Genomic DNA, 16,001 nt, shown 5'->3' on the forward strand with positions numbered 1-16,001 from the left:
CAGAGAGGTGTCCGATGACCAAGCAACGCCGTACCTTTACTCCTGAGTTCAAGCGCGAAGCCGCCTGCCTGGTGCTCGATCAAGGCTACAGCCATGCCGAAGCGGCCCGTTCGCTCGGCTTGGTGGAATCGGCCCTGCGTCGGTGGGTTAATCAGCTTCAACAGGAGCGCGGTGGCATCACGCCAGCCAGCAAAGCGCTGACGCCAGAGCAGCAAAAAATCCAAGAGTTGGAAGCCCGAATCACGCGACTTGAACGCGAGAAATCGATACTAAAAAAGGCTACCGCGCTCTTGATGTCGGAAGATCTCGAGCGTACGCGCTGATCCGCCAGCTCAGCGACCATGAGCCCGTTGATTGCTTGTGCGAAGTGTTTGAAGTCACTCGCTCTAGTTACTACGCACATCGTCATAGAAAGCGAACTCCGGACGTTGAGCGACTGAGGTTACGTAGTCGAGTGAATGAGCTGTTCACACACGGACGAAGTGCGCCCGGCAGCCGCAGTATCAAGATGATGATGCAAGAAGAGGGTGAGAAAATCGGGCGGTTCAAGGTGCGTAGGCTGATGCGTGAGCTGGCGTTGGTCAGCAAGCAGCCAGGGGCGCATGCGTACAGAAAGGCAACAGTGGAGCGGCCAGATATTCCGAATATCTTGAACCGAGCGTTTGATGTCGACGCGCCAAATCAGGTCTGGTGTGGCGACATCACTTATGTCTGGGCACAGGGCAAATGGCACTATCTGGCAGTTGTCCTGGATCTCTATGCACGCAGAGTGGTGGGTTGGGCCTTATCAGAAAAGCCGGATGCAGACCTTGTGGTCAAAGCGCTGGAGGTGGCTTACGAACAGCGCGGAAAGCCTCAAGGATTATTGTTCCACTCCGACCAGGGTTCGCAACATGGCAGCCGTCTGTTCCGCCAGAGACTGTGGCGCTATCGCATGCGCCAGAGCATGAGTCGCCGAGGCAACTGCTGGGATTCTCAGTTCACTATGCTCAAGAGCGTCAGCTCAATCTGACTCGTGCTGGGATTGGCTAGCTAGATGCCTTGGTGTTGACCTGTCGATTGATCGCTGACGTTCCCTGGCACTGCCAGGCTTGGCGTCTGTGACTTAATAGGAGCTTTGTGCTGCACCGCGAGAGTCCTGTCCTGCGTCCAAGGTCGGTAGTGCGTAAACTCAGAGGTATTACGCATGAACACTGCAAAACTCACTGAGGTCATCCTAGGTGTGGATACGCATCTGGATGTCCATGTTGGCGCCCTGATCAACGTGAATGGGCAGCTGTTAGGTACTCTTGCTGTAGATACACAGACTCGCGGCTACCTTAAGTTGCTGACTTGGGCAAGGTCATTCGGGTGGCTCCAGCGGGCTGGCGTCGAAGGCACTGGTACGTACGGCGCTGGGCTTGCACTTGTACTTCGCGAACACGGCATTGCTGTTTTTGAAGTGAACCGCCCTGATCGATGCAAGCGCAGATTGGAGGGAAAGTCAGACCCTACCGATGCGGAAAGCGCAGCTCGTTCGGTGCTGGCGGGGAGCGCCACTGCCATCGCTAAAACCCATTCAGGCGCTGCCGAGGCAATGAGGGAGATTTCTGTCGTCCGCCGAAGTGCGGTGAAAGCTAAAACACAAGCTATCAACCAGATCAGATCACTGCTGGTCAGTGCTCCTCAAGAAATCAGAGAGCGGCTCTGGGACGTCAAACCTGCGATTTGCGTCGACAACTGTGCACACATTGGCTCACTGGGGCACGCCCCATTCCTGAGCGCCCTGACTACATCGCTTAGACTTCTGGCTAAACGCTGGCAGGCCCTTGCGGCAGAGTTGCAGGAGCTAGATGACACGCTGGACTCGCTAACGCAGCAGTATGCACATCGCCTTCGTAGTCAATTCGGTGTTGGCCCTCAGACAGCGGCCACTTTAATCTCCGTTGCAGGGGATAACCCTGAGCGACTGAAAAGTGAGTCCGCTCTTGCTGCGCTCTGTGGTGTTAACCCGCTCCCCGCATCATCTGGTAAAACGGTGCGTCATCGCTTGAATCGTGGGGGGGATCGATCCGCCAACAATGCGCTATGGACTATCGCGATGGTAAGAATGCGCAGTGACCCGAGAACCAAGGCGTATGTGGCGCGCAGAACGGCCGAAGGGATGTCGTGCAAGGAAATACAAAGATGTCTGAAGCGCTACATCATCCGAGGCCTATATCCACTGATTTTGGCCGACTTGAGCGAGTCGAGGAGCGCTGGTTGACATAGGAGCGTCAATGCACCGATGGAGCGAGTATTTCGCAGCTTGAAATCAGAGTGGATACCGACCACGGGTTACCCGACCGGGCAGCAAGCTCAACGAGACATTGGCCAATACCTGATGAGCCACTACAACTGGATCCGACCTCATCAGTTCAACAATGGACTGGCTCCGGCAAAAGCTGAAGAAAAACTCAAAACCGTGTCCGGGATGAGTTGACCACTACACACTAATTGATCATTTTTCTGACGTGTAGCTTGGCTACCGTCGCCCCCTATACCGCCCCCCAATCACACCATTTCGGCTTCATTGTGATTTGGTTCTGAGAAGCGTCCGGTTGCCAGCTGATCTATACCCTCCTGCGATGCACCAGCCTGCCGATAACCTGAGTTCGTTCAGCTGGCAGGCCATAAAAATGAGCTCGCAACAACTACTAAACCCATCGCATGAATCTGATAGCCCGAAGGTACCCTCTCGGGTATCAGTGCTCACGATTGCTTCCGCCCTAGCTACTCTGGTGCTGTTCTCTGCCATCTTGATTGATGCATTCGCAATGCCGTTTGCTGATTACATGATCCTCGCATTGACTGCCACGATGATCATAAATGCCTACGTGTTCATAAGTCTCATGGAGCTGAAGCTGGCGGCACCACTTATGGGCCTAAAATCAAGCACGCTGCTCTGGCTTTCAGTTGCAGGCTTGGTGATCTGGTTTTCTCATAACGACGCTCTGGGTAACGTGAATGAAATATTCGGCGTAGACCCTGCCTTGCTACCACTAACAGTATCAGCATCGACATTCATGCATGTAATGATAAGATTGAAAAACCCCTGCATTGCCATTGCATGTATTTTGTTAATCTTTGCGCTCGCATCATACGTCGCAGCTCGCTGGAGAGAGGAATTCCCTCACTTCGGACTTTCATTGTTCGCAAACGCTATCGGCTTTATGCTCATCCTATCCATGATCATATATGTCATAGAGCCTGATCGCCGCAGAAACCAAATCTTGTACCACATCGCCCACCAAGGTGACTTCAACTATAAATCCCCATGCTCAAACTATAGCCTCGACGCCGCGATACTCTATCTCGACCCAATGCGCGAAAAAATCCTCATCGCACCTAAGCTTGTAGAGCAAGAGCCGACCACACTCCTCACTCACCCCCTTCTAGCCCGCGTAGCAATTCCGGGGGAATTCAAACATGACATTTGCAAGTATAATTAAGTGACACCGAACCTTGGAAACCTTTACAAAAAACACTCAGGCCCATGAATATGACACAAGATTATCTCGCCTTTCACCCCTGTATTGAGTCGCGCCAAGCACTCTAACCCGGAGCTTCAGCCTTCGCAAAAGTCAAGGAACAGTATTAAAACGGAAGCACTCACTCTCGGCGTTTTTCAAGGTAGTTGTCGCGTCAACCATCCAACTATGCGGCTTGCTTCACGTGCTGTTGTTCCCGATCAGGGTTCAGCAGCACGGTACCAATCGGCTCCCAGTTGCGAGTGCGTCCTGACCATCGCTCCGGATGAATCGCCCCTGGTTTCCTAGACACTCTCCAAGCTCAGGAAATAGCGTTTCTCATACTCTACTGGAGACAGCTGCATAGCACTGCTGTGTCGACGCTTGGGGTTATAGAACATCTCGATGTAATCGAAAATATCACTTCGGGCTTCGTCACGCGTTGCGTAGATCTTTCGTCGGATTCGCTCCCGCTTCAAAAGCTGGAAAAAACTCTCGGCTACGGCATTGTCGTGGCAGTTTCCCCGTCGGCTCATGCTGCTGATCACATTGTTGGCCTTCAGGAAGCTTTGCCAATCTGAGCTACTGAACTGACTGCCTTGGTCTGAGTGAATCATCACTTGCTGCTGTGGCTTGCGTCGCCACACGGCCATCAGCATGGCGTCGATGGCCAGGTCGCTGCTCATCCTGGGCTTCATTGACCAACCAATGACTTGGCGAGAGAACAGATCCAACACTACCGCCAGGTACAGCCACCCTTCATAGGTGCGGATGTAGGTGATATCGGTCACCCAGACCTTATTCGGCTCACCGACCTTGAACTGCCGGGCCAGATGGTTGGGCGATGCCACTGTTGGTTTTCCGCCATAAAACCCAGGACGACAGCGATAGCCCGTTTGCGAACGCAGCCCCTCTGCCTGCATCAAGCGACCGACTCGATTTCGCCCACAGATCTCTCCTAGCTCTCGCAGGTCATCGTGAATCTTGCGATAGCCATACACGCCGCCGCTTTCTAACCAGGCCTGCTTGATCAAGCCAAGCAGGCGCTGATCTTCTTTGGCTCGGGCAGATTGAGGCTTGGCCAACCAAGCGTAGTAGCCGCTGGGATGCACCTTGAGGGTTTGGCAAAGGCGACGCACTGAGTAATCCGTCGAGTGCTTGTTGATGAAGGCGTACTTCAGCCGCACTCCTTGGCAAAGTACGCGGCGGCCTTCTTTAAGATGTCTCGCTCTTCTGTCACCCGCTTGAGTTCAGCTCGCAGCTTGCGCAGTTCAGCCTGCTGATCATTGTCATGCTGACGCTGCTCTTGGGGCTTGCTGTAAACCTTGATCCAGGCGTAAAGGCTGTGCACGGACATACCCAGGCGCTGGGCGACCTCGGCGACAGGTTTGCCTTTTTCGGTCACTTGCTTGACCGCTTCGATCTTGAATTCTTCGGGGTAACGCTGACGACTCATGGCACCTCCTATTTGGGCCTCATTATGAGGCTTGGAGGTGTCTACGAAACCAGGGGCGATTCAATCGTCGCATGTAGGATTTTACAGTTTTTTCTAACACCGAATGCAATTGGATTTAAAACCGCATACAACTCCAGCCTCACCGGAGAGCGATTAAAGATAGCAATAAATCTTTTTTGACATCTCCTATTAATCTGCAAGCACTGACATATAACGACCTCCTAGAACACCCGGAGCAAGCACTAAGACTCAAGCGTCGGCACATCGCAATCGACAACCTAGCCCGACAACTTAATAGACCTTTGGGGAGTACAAGAGCAACAGAATGACCAGCACAACGGCGATTATAATTATCCACGAACGCACAAGAGCCTCCAAGCTGCCAGCAGGCAACATCAGCATTAGGATTCAATGAGTCATGCACTCATGGTAACTGCAAAATTGGAAGGTGCAACCCTATTGGGCATCGTACGAGGTCACTCGCTCCACCTCAAAAAATAGTTACCATCGACTGTCACGCCGTACAATAATATGATACAAAGCAAGCACGGCACGTCAATACTTGCTTATTATTCAGCGCCACTACCGACAAATCAACATCTTATGATGAAACCAACAACCTATTGCACTTACAATAATGCAAAAATAACCTGTCAATACTAAATAATTGTTTGGTTCGAGTTTACTGGCGAGCGACCTTAATTATTTTCGCCCTAGCAGACGGACGGTACTAAAACGCCGTCCTCAGCCTCTCCTTGGTGTGCGCCGCGCACCGCTGTGACGTGTCTCGTAGAGGCAACATAGATCACGCGAAGGTCGTCAGACTTAGGACTGGTCAGATTGTGGCGCGTATAGAGGAATGCAGTCAACGGTGGACATCCGGGGCATTGCTAGGATCCGCAGAGCGTTCCACATGAGCCCGACTCATCTCTCTTTCCATCCAATTGGTGGAACTTGAGGGACTCACAGCGCAGTTAGCCGGCATGTGAGTGGGCCCTCTTCTCTAGCATTGGCGACAGGTTCAGCTTAGGATCACTCGAATCGCGTACCAACGGTCGTCCGCATCCCGCCTACGACACTGCAGCCTCACAAGGAAGTGAACCATGACAATGCTCGACAACGCTGTGTCCTCGATCCGCTTGGGTATTGAGGATTTCAAAGCCATCCCAGCCGACGAGGCCCGTGCCTTGTCGGCGATCCGAAATCTCTCAGCTGGCCTGCTGCTGATGTTCAAGGTGAAGCTTCAGGAACTGAGCCCGGCTGATTCCAAAGAAGCCTTTCTCAAACAGCATGTGACCACGGGCCTGGATGCCGATGGCAACCCCGTTTGGGTTGGCAAAGGAGGACAGACCGTCGATGTGCGAACAATCCAAGAGCGCCTTGAGAACCTTGGCGTAAAGGGCATCGACTGGAGTCTTCTGAAAAAGCTGACCATCATGCGTAACGATGTGGAGCACTACTATTCCAAGCTGCCCGCATCAGGGTTAGCCGAAGCCATGGCCGCTTCCTTCCACCTCATCCAGCAGTTTGTGCCGAGCTATCTCAACCGAACCCCAATCGATTTTCTCGGCGAAGATCTATGGAAGTTCCTCACAGCCCAGGAGGCTTTCTACAATCGCGAACTGGAGATCTGCCAAGCAGCGAATAAACAGGTACCTTGGGGGCATCAGCTTCTTAGGGGCTCGGTAGAGTTGCTGCAGTGCCCTGCCTGTAAATCGCCACTCATCAAACCCGTCGCATTGGTGAATCCTGCATCGGAGATCGCCTTTGCATGTACCTGTTGCACCTATTGCGCTACTTACGCTGAGGCAGCTGAAACCATCGCTACGAAACACTATTTCGCGGATCTGTACTATGCCTTAACCAAGGGAGGTGAGGCCCCGCTGGAACATTGCTCCCGCTGCGGCCACTTCAGCTACCTGACAGAAGAATTCGAATGTCTGCTCTGCCTTGAAGACAGTCCAGGCCCAGCTTGCGCTGAATGTGGCGCAACGCTGGAGTCGGAAATAGACAACGACGACGATATGACTCGACTGTGTGGCATGTGCCGCTACGCCCTTGAGGCTGACTGACCAACCTGAAAAGGTAAGTGCGTACTAACCCGCTTGATGCCCAACTGAGTGCAGCCGTTCTGGCAGCCCAGCGTACAAAGAAATTGAGCGGACGCCTGCCTATGACTCAGGTGCACCGCCCTACGACTCAACACAAAAAGCCCCATAAAGGGGCTTTCGCAAGCTAATGATTCTTAATGAGCGAGCCAGTACTCAACTTCATCCGATCCGTATTGCGCCTTCCACTCCTTCAGGATCTTATGATTACCGCCTTTGGTTTCGATAATTTCGCCGTTATGCGGATTCTTGTACTGTTTCACCTGACGAGCACGACGCGGGCTTTTCTCAACAGCGGGAGCATTGGAGCGACGGTTAGCCTGGGGATCCAAAATATTGATGATGTCACGCAAGCTAAAGCTATATTTGGCCAACAAATCACGGAGTTTGGTTTCGAACTCAATTTCTTTTTGAAGTTCCGACGAACCTTTGAGTGCTTCCAGCTCAGCCAGTTGCGCGGCCAATTTTTGTTCAAGCTGACGAAATTCTGCCAAGCGGGACATGGTACTACCTCGAATTCGGGTGAGATTATGCTTCACTGTTGATTCAATACTAATTCCATACACTCATAAATGTCAAACTTCTCGAAAAATATTTTACTTCAATCCATGCGCTTCAACTCAACAACCCACACCGAAAGCAAGCATCACTCCCACTGGTTGAAATCCAAAATATTGGGCAAGTAGCAATGCCGCAAATTTTGTGTTTTAAATTTTTGCATCCACACCGCAATCCGACTTACCTGCGTCGCACCCAATCCTGCCCATTCAACCACTACAACGCGACGAGATTGCGCATAAGCCGCTACGACATCGTTTAGATGTAAGTCGTCTCCTGAGTATCCGACGACGATGATTTCCTGTGACTCGTTTAGGCAGAGATTGAGGTACGTCCAGTAAGCTGAGAGTACCTGAGAAGCGCCTATCACTGATCGCTTATGCCGGACATGGGTGAGCACAATGTGGTCTGAACCCTCAGGTGAGAAAGGATTCAGTTCATGTCGATTCCTTTTCCTGGCAATGCCCCTGTCGTCAAAGAAAAGGGGCGAACCATGGAGGTGTAGGTAGTAAGCATAATCATTGCCGTATCGCCGCTCCAAAGCCTCGGAACTGAACCCTCCAGCGAGCATACCGTCCACCAATGAGGTGTCGAAGTAGCCGCCCATCAAGCCCGCGTCCAGGAAGGCTCCATAGAGTAGCTTGTCATAGTTCAACGTCGCGACATGCGATCTGGTTCGCCTTACAAAGTCGATTAACGGGTTAAGAAAATCCCGCGGAAGCTCGCCTTCATACATATGCAAATGCGTCGCGACTTTATGAATGTAGTTTCCTACGGCAAGCGGGAACCGCTGGCCTTCTTCGCTCAACCAGTGGACGTCCATCCGCTGAGACATATTGATGCTTGAGAGGGTCTTACAGGCAGCTATTACTAAGTGAAGGGGATCAAGCTGATCTTCGCGCTGGGGAATTGCGTCGAAGCCACCAAGGCATTGACTGATCAGCTGCTTTTGAGCGGGGGAAATGGCGAAAGGGTCGCCCCATACTGAGGCCATAGCTTCGGTGAGTGAAAAGTGCCTCGGGTCAAGCGCCATACCCAACCCATTACCGAAAATCAGTGTCTTCCGTGGCATCGCGGGGCTCCAGGCGAATTGTAGTAGCGAGTGTAGCGCGCCCTGCCCTGACTTCTACACTACGTCAGACTAGGCAGCTGCGTGATTTGAGGATTACGTGAGTGAACCGCCTACGGCCCGCTTGGACAGTCCGCTATAGACCGAGATCGGCGGCAAAGTATGCCTCTCTCAGGATTGGTGTCTCGTGTTGGTCGATGACGAGTTTGCAGAGCAGGAAGTCCACAATGTGCGCTCTCAACCTGGAACGGATCGCTAAATAGGACTCTGGATCGGCGGCAGTACCTGGCCAGCGATTTACCATCGCTTGCCTGAGTAGCACAAGAGCGTCAGACCCGGCGGCGCTCGAATGCAGACGCGTCATCTCATCGAAGCCTCCGATGCGCTTGTAGCTGCACAATGCTTCATCCAGGATATCGCTCAATACATTGCCATAGGCTTCCCAGGATCTGTGCCATACATGCCTTTCCAAATCCTCGTTCACCGCCTTCTCTGCCGCATTCTCGCCCTCGATCTTTTACGTCTGCACCTGACCAATATTGCCCCAGCAGGCCTAAACTCATGCTTTCGCTTAGCCATTCCCTCACCTGAACAATGCGATCTCTACCGCTCTGCAAGACCCTGCCCACCTGTCCGATCTGGAATGAATACACGTGCGATTACTCCACCCTCGGAAGGCGATCAACGGCTTGAAGCAACCCACAGAAAGCTAACGCTATAGGTGAGCGCCTTGGGCTAGGAACGGCGGTCGATATACCGCTGTTAGCATCACCACTCTGCCAGAAAGATCTGCGCAAGCTGCTGGAGGCTAGCGCGCATGCATTGCCCTTCCGGCGAGCCATCACGCCAGCCATATGCACACTTGAATGTTGAGCAAAACTGCAGAAACCCAAACGAATGCTTATCGCCATCTTCTGCAGGAAATTTAACTTTCGATAGATGGCCAAATGACATCTAGATAGGTACATTCCCGCCTTGCTGCGCCACGGATAAAGGAATGGGGCCACGGCCTCATTGGATACGAGGATGGACTGAGAGATGGAAGGATGAAAGAGCCTGACGCTGGCCCTAGCGCAGCGGGGTATGGCTATCAGTACGAGCGTGCGCTGTTTCGGATTTTTACGGCCCAGAATCCGATCACCAAGTTCGGCATTGAAACCGCTGATGACATCGAAGAGGTCAGTCAGGGTGCCAGGGGTTCCCGGCGGGTGTCCGAGCAAGCGAAGCTGTCAGTCCAGCCTCGCAAAAATCCCCTCCAGGACAGCGGTAAGAACCTCTGGAAAACGCTTCGGATTTGGCTGAATGGCTTAGCTACAGCCAGGCAGGAACACGAGGAGCTTGAGTATCTTCTCGTCACAAACCGAATTGTGAAGAGTGGCACGCTAGCCATGCGCCTCTCGAACGCCCAGTCAAAAGAAGACGTTGCAGAAGCGGTGACAGCATTACGCACGCACGCGGCTGGGATGACTGGTAAAACGAGAGAGATCGCCAATGAAGTCACCGCATTTCCGGATGCGGATCTGACGTTCTTGATCAAACACATGCGCATCGAGGATGGTCAGCAGAACGCGGATATGAAGCAGAAGGTTATTGCCTCGCTTCACCTTCCCGAAGATGCGCTCGATTCCGGCGAAACCATTTACTACACACTCGTTGGATTCCTGTTCGACCAATGCCAGGAGACCTGGAAAGCTCGCCAGCAATTCTGGACAACCGGCCAGCCTTTCTACAACCAGAAACACACCCTGGTTAACGCATTCATGAATGGCCCCTGGGAGCCGCTGCCCTTCGAGAAAACCGACTTCACTGAATGGGCCAAGAAGATCGATGCAGCCGCCATGGTGTTCATGGGGCAGCTCAAAAAGCTCAGCGTGCCCCAGGACATCCTGATGGAGCAGTTCAGCTTCTTCTGCGCAGCTTACTCCGAACGAATTCGTTTGCTGGACTCGGGCCGAGTACTACTCGAAGACTTTGACAGTGCTGAGCGGGTTTTGGGCGACCGTTGGCGTTCTATCGGCAATGCGCATCAGCTGAGATCGAGCAAGGCGCTGCACCAGTTCGACGTACCTGATTATAAGGAAGTGCTGGCCAAAACCTTGTTCCCAGAATCATTCCCGATGACCGTCGGCCGGATCAAATCTCAGGCTCAGTATCTGTTCTGCGGCACTTATCAGCGCATGGCTAATGCCGTTGAAACGAAGTCACCTATCCACTGGCACCGTGCCCCCTCGGAATCGGAGGCAGAGTCATGAGTGATGCCTACCTCGACCGCCAGCTGATCCACAACTCATCCCTCGCGTGCTTCCTATTGACGCATTTCATTGCTCAATACGAAGAGGCTGCGCTAGGGCAGACGCCTGACCTTCAAAAGCTTCTCCTCGTATTACCGCTTACTTGGAGCCAGGTCTCGCGCGATGCACTGTGCAAGCGAACCACCCGATCGGCATTGGCAACCGTGCTTCGCGAGACGCCTGTGTTGAAGATCGATCTGCAACGACGCGTTGCCGCGCATGCAGGTGCCACGCTTCAGGGACTTAACCTCGCAGTCTCAGCTCGACTGGTCGGCAAAATCGGAAGAACCCCAGAGGCAGCGAGTTTCCAAGTGCTCGTTGACCGCTGGCCAAGGGGCATCAAAAACGCGATGCCCACTGCGATGATGCAAACCGTCGAACGACTGGCCAAGTGGTTCGCCACCGAGTCGACCGAAAATCTGTACAAGCTCTTGTTTGGGATTCCCCATGAAATTCACGATTGACGCCGTCATCCTCTGGCCTCGAAAGCCTGGCATGAAGCCACGAGTCATTCCTTTCGAGGAAGGGAAGATCAACATCATCCACGGTCTGAGCGGCACTGGTAAGTCGTCAATCGTCCATATCATTGACTACGTGCTGGGCGCTACAAAATGCCAGATTCCAATCGGGATCATCCGCGAGACGGTGGCATGGTTCGGACTGAAAGTCCGCCTTCTCGACACGACTCACATACTGGCTCGACGCACGCCGGGCACCTCGCAGGGCTCTAATGACCTCTGCATGCTCGTTGTTGATGAGGATAATGAGACGATTCCTGACGATGTCAGCCGAACGCACTCGCTGAATCAGTACAAGGCGGCTTTCGACGGAATGGTTAGGGTCAGCGACCTGCCGCATTCTGATGCTGAAGATCCTGCAAGCTTCGACCGCAGGAGCTCGTACCGCGACATGGCAGCGTTCAACTTCCTGCCCCAGCACATCGTTGCCAACCCGAACACCCTCTTCTTCAAAGCGGATTCGTTCCAACACAAGGAACGCCTTACCCGGGCAATGCCATACGCTTTAGGTATGGTGGATGGGACGTATGTGATGAATGAGCGTCGGCGGGATGAAGCCCTGCGCGAGCAGGATCGGCTTCGCAAACAAATCACCGTCCACGATGCAGCCAAGGCGAACCACTATACGGACATCGACCAGTTGTTTGATCGATGCATCCAGCTTGGCCTCCTGCAGCAAACCAGTGCTTTGAGCACTGAGAAGGTGGAACTGCTCAAGACAGTGGTCATCGCCACTCACGAGGGTCGTCTTGAGCAAACGTTGCTTGAGCCCCAGCGGCTGCATATTTCCAAGAAGCTCAAGGAGGTGATCGACGATGTGGCCAAGCAGCAACGGATTGTTGATGAGCTAGACGCGCAGATCGATGGCATTGATCACCTGGCTCGGTCTAGCAAGCAGTTCGTCGCCGCCATCGATACAGAAAAGTCTCATGTCATCGGTCTGGAATGGCTGAAGGAGAGCGTTGCGGAGGGCGGGAATTGCGTGGCATGTGGCTCCTTCACCAATGCTCTGCCAATGGTCATTGATAACCTTGAAGAGAAGGTCAATAAGATCTCGCGGATCTCTGACGCCCTCAAGGATAATCCGGTAGTCGACAATCAGCTGTCCATCCTCAAACGGCAACGGGCAAAAGATGAGCGTGAGCTTTCACGCTTGCTGCGTGAACAGAATCGTTTGATCCAGGAAGACGAGCGTACCCGCAATTCGATAGGCCAGATCTACTACGTGGCAGGTGAAATCAGCCGGCTACTCAAGCAGCTTGATGGGTCTGATGCCGATCATGGCCTGCTCAAACGTATGACCGAGTTGGAGGGGCTGATCCGTCAGTACAACTTCGCCATGTCGTCGATCGATAAGGCCGAGCAGGAGCGAAAGGTCGACGCTCAGCTGTCCCCTATGATCGAAGAGTACGCCGACCAGTTCGGCTTGAACGGCACACCAGGTGCGCAGATTTTCCTCGACAGGAAAGAGCTCACGCTCAGGTTCGAGGGGCACGGGAAGAAGGATTATCTGTGGGAAATAGGCAGTGGTGCTAACTGGATGGGTTACCACATCGCAACGTTCCTTGGCATCCACGAGTACTTGTCCCAAGACGATAACAAAAAGCTCCCACCATTCAGCTTCATCGTAATAGATCAGCCGAGCCAGGTTTACTTCCCAAGCAGCACCGGCGGCTCCAACGCACTGGACGCAGGTTTTGAGGTAATCAATCAGGCGCGCCCCGCAGACGTAATTGCGACGCGTCGGATTTTTGAAGTGCTTGCGAAAGGACTCAAGCGCGCCGGAAACTTCTTCCAGATCATCGTATTGGAGCACGCAGGGCCAGACATCTGGGGTAATGTCGAGGACACCGTTAGCGTGGAGGCTTGGGAGCGCAAGGGTGACGGTCTGATACCCGCTAGCTGGATTCAGGCGATGTGATCAAGCGCGTCGGCCATTAGGTATTATGGGGTGTAGGCGAGCGAGTTTCAAACCGCTGTCCGACACGAGGCTCATGATTTGAATCTGAACTGGAGAGGGCCGCAGGAAATTGCAGCCCTTTCTTCATAGTGTCAAAGCAAGCAGTGGAGACCGTGCTCGTGACACATCGTAACCTCATGAGGCCAGGATGGTTTCATGCAACGCTTTCAAGATTCTGTCGGTCGCTTCACTGTCCCACTGCAGCTCCTCAACCAGCCGCTCTTTGGTGAACACTTCGGGATATTCGACTATTAAGACAAGCTCGCAGATAAATTCAGGTGTAACCCGCCAAGGGCAGATTCTGTTGGCATACAGATTTAGGAGAAACTTTTCGATCAGTGGCTTCCGAGCACTGAGCAAATCATCAATTTCAGAAAGGGTGGCGACGTTCGCTACTTTCAGAAATCTTTCCAACATGGAGCTCCGATCAGGTTCGCTATTCCAAAACCCGATCCGCATGGCAAACCGGTACATACCGGCTATCTCTTGAGAGTCATAGATATGGTCTTTCATCTGCCGCTCAGTAAAACTCATTACAGCTCCTTAAAGGCGAATAACATATCATCCTGATGGTTAGCATTAACTATGTGCATGGCCACCAGCAACCCTGCTCGTCACGGAAGTCCCGCCCCGTTTGGCAGCATAATTCTATAGGAGGAACACATGGGAAGAGAAGAATGGCTTTTGGTCGAGGCGATTCAGAGAGACCTCGATGCAGCTTACGATGCAGTCAACAAATTCGATGATCTGGAAAATCACATGAGCCTGGAAGATCATGAGAATCCTGATGACCATCGCTACGATCATGCCAAGTTGATGATTGGGTATCACTTAGAAGCGGCTTTCCGGGGTATCGGTGCCTTGGCTGAACGGCTGGGCGTTCCATCGATTGAGCGCGAAGCTACCAGTCTTCGAAGTGATCGCGTTTATCTCGAAAAAACTTCCCGACCTTTTGAGGGTGACATCCACTCCGATGCTTACTCTAAAGCTCATGCCTGCTTCGCGCCATTGCGCGCGATGAGCAATGCCAAAGCGATTACAAGTCATGGCGTGCTGCGCAATATTCTCTTGAAGACTGGCATGATCATCCAGGACAGTGGCATTGTTCCCACGACCGAGGCAGAATTGCGCAATGCAATACTCAAAGTCTGCAAATACTCGTTTACAGACGCGATGAAAGAGGTCGGGATACCGCGAATCCTGAAGCATACCAAAGGTGATATTGGTATACCTTCGCTTCGCACCATGGTTGAGTTCAAGTTCATCAACTCCGAAACTGAACTGAAATCAAGCTTGGATGGCGTCTACGCAGACATGAAGGGTTATAAGCACCACGACTGGGATACGTTCTATGGTGTGCTCTACATGACTGACATCTTCTGCACTCAAGAAGATGTAGAGAGGGAGTTTGAACTAGTCAGCGCTGACAAAACGTGGACACCAATCGTAGTCCATGGCCCAGGGGGTCGAACTAAACGCGTCAAGAAGTAGGCCATCGCACCCTCCCCTGATCGGTCGGTATCCATGTTAGTAGCAAGTCAGGTATCGGCCGTCAGGTCTTTTCTCACCCCTTTCTGACAGCTTTGTCCCCGCCTGAACAGTGATCAGTCCGCACAGCCAGCTGGCTTACAGGCTCAGGCCGAACCGGAGGCGTTCATCGTCCCAAGGAAACGTGACATCAGAGCGCATCGCCTTGAATCGTAAGGGCACAAATGTACTCCTATCGCCGGTCACTCCTGCGGAGATTTCGAGGGTTGGCCAACGCCCCGCCCAGGTCAAAGCCCATGCTACAGTGCAGCCCGGTCATAGGGCGCTTGATGCGTCGAAGCCAGGTGCTATCGGTTCGATGCACCGTGGCTGTTTCAGTCAGAGGAGCAGAAATGTCACTGAAGACGTCGTTCGCAAAGGTGCTACGGACGATCCGGGGCAAGCGCAACCTTTCCCAACGCGATTTTGCGAGTACCAGCCGCACTTACCTCAGCAAACTCGAAGGTGGGCGCAGCAGCATCACATTGGACAAACTGGATCAGGTTAGCCAGGGGTTGGGGTTAAGCCCCCTCACTCTATTGACCCTCACACTGTCCGAGGAAAGCGGTAAACCCGCCACAGAGCTCATCGCCAATGTTCACGCTGAAATCAAGAGCCTGGCTTGGAGTAATACTGAACCTTGCAACGCAGAGGCAGCCCTGGCCGACCGCTCCAAAAAAGCAGCTAGTCGCAGGCCTTCCCAGCCCCGCAGCTTACAAACCGAGCTGTGCTTCTCCGCGCTCTGACTTCTCGGCGCCGAACTCGGGATCGTGGCGCTCTCAAAAACATCAAAGGCTGTGACCACCTTTTTCAATGGCCATAGTCGGTCAAACAGCGCTCTCGAAGGATACGCTTCAGCCACGACTAAACCCATCTCCCTTCTCCTACTCGCGGCCCGAGGGATCACGACGTTCGCGCCCAGGTCTCAAAACCACTGACCAGGGTCATCAGCAATTGCCCTGGATAGTGCATAGTGACTAATGATGGCCATCAGCCATTCATTTATCCCACTACTGAGGCTTCAGC

General features: G+C 53.0%; 13 protein-coding genes and 2 pseudogenes. 10 read left to right on the forward strand and 5 right to left on the reverse strand.

The genetic code is table 11. The features are described 5' to 3' along the window. Nucleotides 1–14: 14 nt before the first annotated feature. The 4 genes and pseudogenes from AC1TXO_RS16665 to AC1TXO_RS16680 all read left to right on the forward strand — a co-directional run. A pseudogene (locus AC1TXO_RS16665) lies at nucleotides 15–976 on the forward strand (IS3 family transposase); the annotation flags it as partial. A 210-nt stretch (nucleotides 977–1,186) separates the two neighbouring features. After that, nucleotides 1,187–2,245 (forward strand): IS110 family RNA-guided transposase, encoded by a 1,059-nt coding sequence (locus AC1TXO_RS16670; protein WP_486402397.1) that lies wholly within the window; start codon nucleotides 1,187–1,189, stop codon nucleotides 2,243–2,245. Between the two features lie 12 nt (nucleotides 2,246–2,257). Continuing rightward, nucleotides 2,258–2,461, forward strand: a pseudogene (locus AC1TXO_RS16675) (integrase core domain-containing protein); the annotation flags it as partial. A gap of 196 nt (nucleotides 2,462–2,657) precedes the next feature. Beyond that, nucleotides 2,658–3,470: a hypothetical protein gene (locus AC1TXO_RS16680; protein ID WP_486402775.1), complete on the forward strand. Its 813-nt coding sequence runs from the start codon at nucleotides 2,658–2,660 to the stop codon at nucleotides 3,468–3,470. 323 nt (nucleotides 3,471–3,793) lie between these two features. Here the strand turns inward: AC1TXO_RS16680 and AC1TXO_RS16685 are convergent. Further along, a protein-coding gene (locus AC1TXO_RS16685) for an IS3 family transposase (protein ID WP_486402776.1) occupies nucleotides 3,794–4,944 on the reverse strand; the annotation gives its coding sequence in 2 pieces (ribosomal slippage) (nucleotides 3,794–4,710 and nucleotides 4,710–4,944; 1,152 coding nt in all). A 1,103-nt stretch (nucleotides 4,945–6,047) separates the two neighbouring features. On the opposite strand from AC1TXO_RS16685, the gene AC1TXO_RS16690 reads away from it, so the two are divergent. Beyond that, on the forward strand, nucleotides 6,048–7,016 hold the full coding sequence (locus AC1TXO_RS16690) for a hypothetical protein (protein ID WP_486402777.1): 969 nt from the start codon (nucleotides 6,048–6,050) through the stop codon (nucleotides 7,014–7,016). Nucleotides 7,017–7,189: 173 nt separating this feature from the next. Here AC1TXO_RS16690 and AC1TXO_RS16695 read toward each other — a convergent pair whose 3' ends face one another. From AC1TXO_RS16695 to AC1TXO_RS16705, 3 genes are all read right to left on the reverse strand, one after another. Beyond that, nucleotides 7,190–7,555, reverse strand: a complete 366-nt coding sequence (locus tag AC1TXO_RS16695; protein ID WP_486402778.1) for a histone-like nucleoid-structuring protein, MvaT/MvaU family — start codon at nucleotides 7,553–7,555, stop codon at nucleotides 7,190–7,192. Between the two features lie 143 nt (nucleotides 7,556–7,698). Further along, nucleotides 7,699–8,682 (reverse strand): SIR2 family protein, encoded by a 984-nt coding sequence (locus tag AC1TXO_RS16700; RefSeq protein WP_486402779.1) that lies wholly within the window; start codon nucleotides 8,680–8,682, stop codon nucleotides 7,699–7,701. 133 nt (nucleotides 8,683–8,815) lie between these two features. Further along, nucleotides 8,816–9,163, reverse strand: a complete 348-nt coding sequence (locus AC1TXO_RS16705) for a hypothetical protein (protein ID WP_486402780.1) — start codon at nucleotides 9,161–9,163, stop codon at nucleotides 8,816–8,818. 562 nt (nucleotides 9,164–9,725) lie between these two features. Here AC1TXO_RS16705 and AC1TXO_RS16710 point away from each other — a divergent pair. From AC1TXO_RS16710 to AC1TXO_RS16720, 3 genes are read left to right on the forward strand one after another with little or no spacing between them, the layout of a single operon-like run. Continuing rightward, on the forward strand, nucleotides 9,726–10,931 hold the full coding sequence (locus tag AC1TXO_RS16710) for an ABC-three component system protein (RefSeq protein WP_486402781.1): 1,206 nt from the start codon (nucleotides 9,726–9,728) through the stop codon (nucleotides 10,929–10,931). After that, on the forward strand, nucleotides 10,928–11,434 hold the full coding sequence (locus AC1TXO_RS16715) for a three component ABC system middle component (protein WP_486402782.1): 507 nt from the start codon (nucleotides 10,928–10,930) through the stop codon (nucleotides 11,432–11,434). The genes AC1TXO_RS16710 and AC1TXO_RS16715 overlap by 4 nt, the downstream gene beginning before the upstream one ends. Then, nucleotides 11,418–13,409 carry a DUF3732 domain-containing protein gene (locus tag AC1TXO_RS16720; protein WP_486402783.1) on the forward strand — a complete coding sequence of 664 codons (1,992 nt, stop codon included), beginning with the start codon at nucleotides 11,418–11,420 and terminating at the stop codon, nucleotides 13,407–13,409. The genes AC1TXO_RS16715 and AC1TXO_RS16720 overlap by 17 nt, the downstream gene beginning before the upstream one ends. A 174-nt stretch (nucleotides 13,410–13,583) precedes the next feature. Here the strand turns inward: AC1TXO_RS16720 and AC1TXO_RS16725 are convergent, their stop codons facing one another. Continuing rightward, complete coding sequence (locus AC1TXO_RS16725) at nucleotides 13,584–13,982, reverse strand: hypothetical protein (RefSeq protein WP_486402784.1); 399 nt, start codon at nucleotides 13,980–13,982, stop codon at nucleotides 13,584–13,586. Nucleotides 13,983–14,111: 129 nt separating this feature from the next. Here AC1TXO_RS16725 and AC1TXO_RS16730 point away from each other — a divergent pair, with 129 nt between their 5' ends. Both AC1TXO_RS16730 and AC1TXO_RS16735 read left to right on the forward strand, forming a co-directional pair. Continuing rightward, nucleotides 14,112–14,939 carry a hypothetical protein gene (locus AC1TXO_RS16730; RefSeq protein WP_486402785.1) on the forward strand — a complete coding sequence of 276 codons (828 nt, stop codon included), beginning with the start codon at nucleotides 14,112–14,114 and terminating at the stop codon, nucleotides 14,937–14,939. Between the two features lie 389 nt (nucleotides 14,940–15,328). Further along, on the forward strand, nucleotides 15,329–15,721 hold the full coding sequence (locus AC1TXO_RS16735) for a helix-turn-helix domain-containing protein (protein WP_486402786.1): 393 nt from the start codon (nucleotides 15,329–15,331) through the stop codon (nucleotides 15,719–15,721). Nucleotides 15,722–16,001: the final 280 nt, after the last annotated feature.

This window comes from Pseudomonas sp. FA117 (assembly GCF_057370475.1).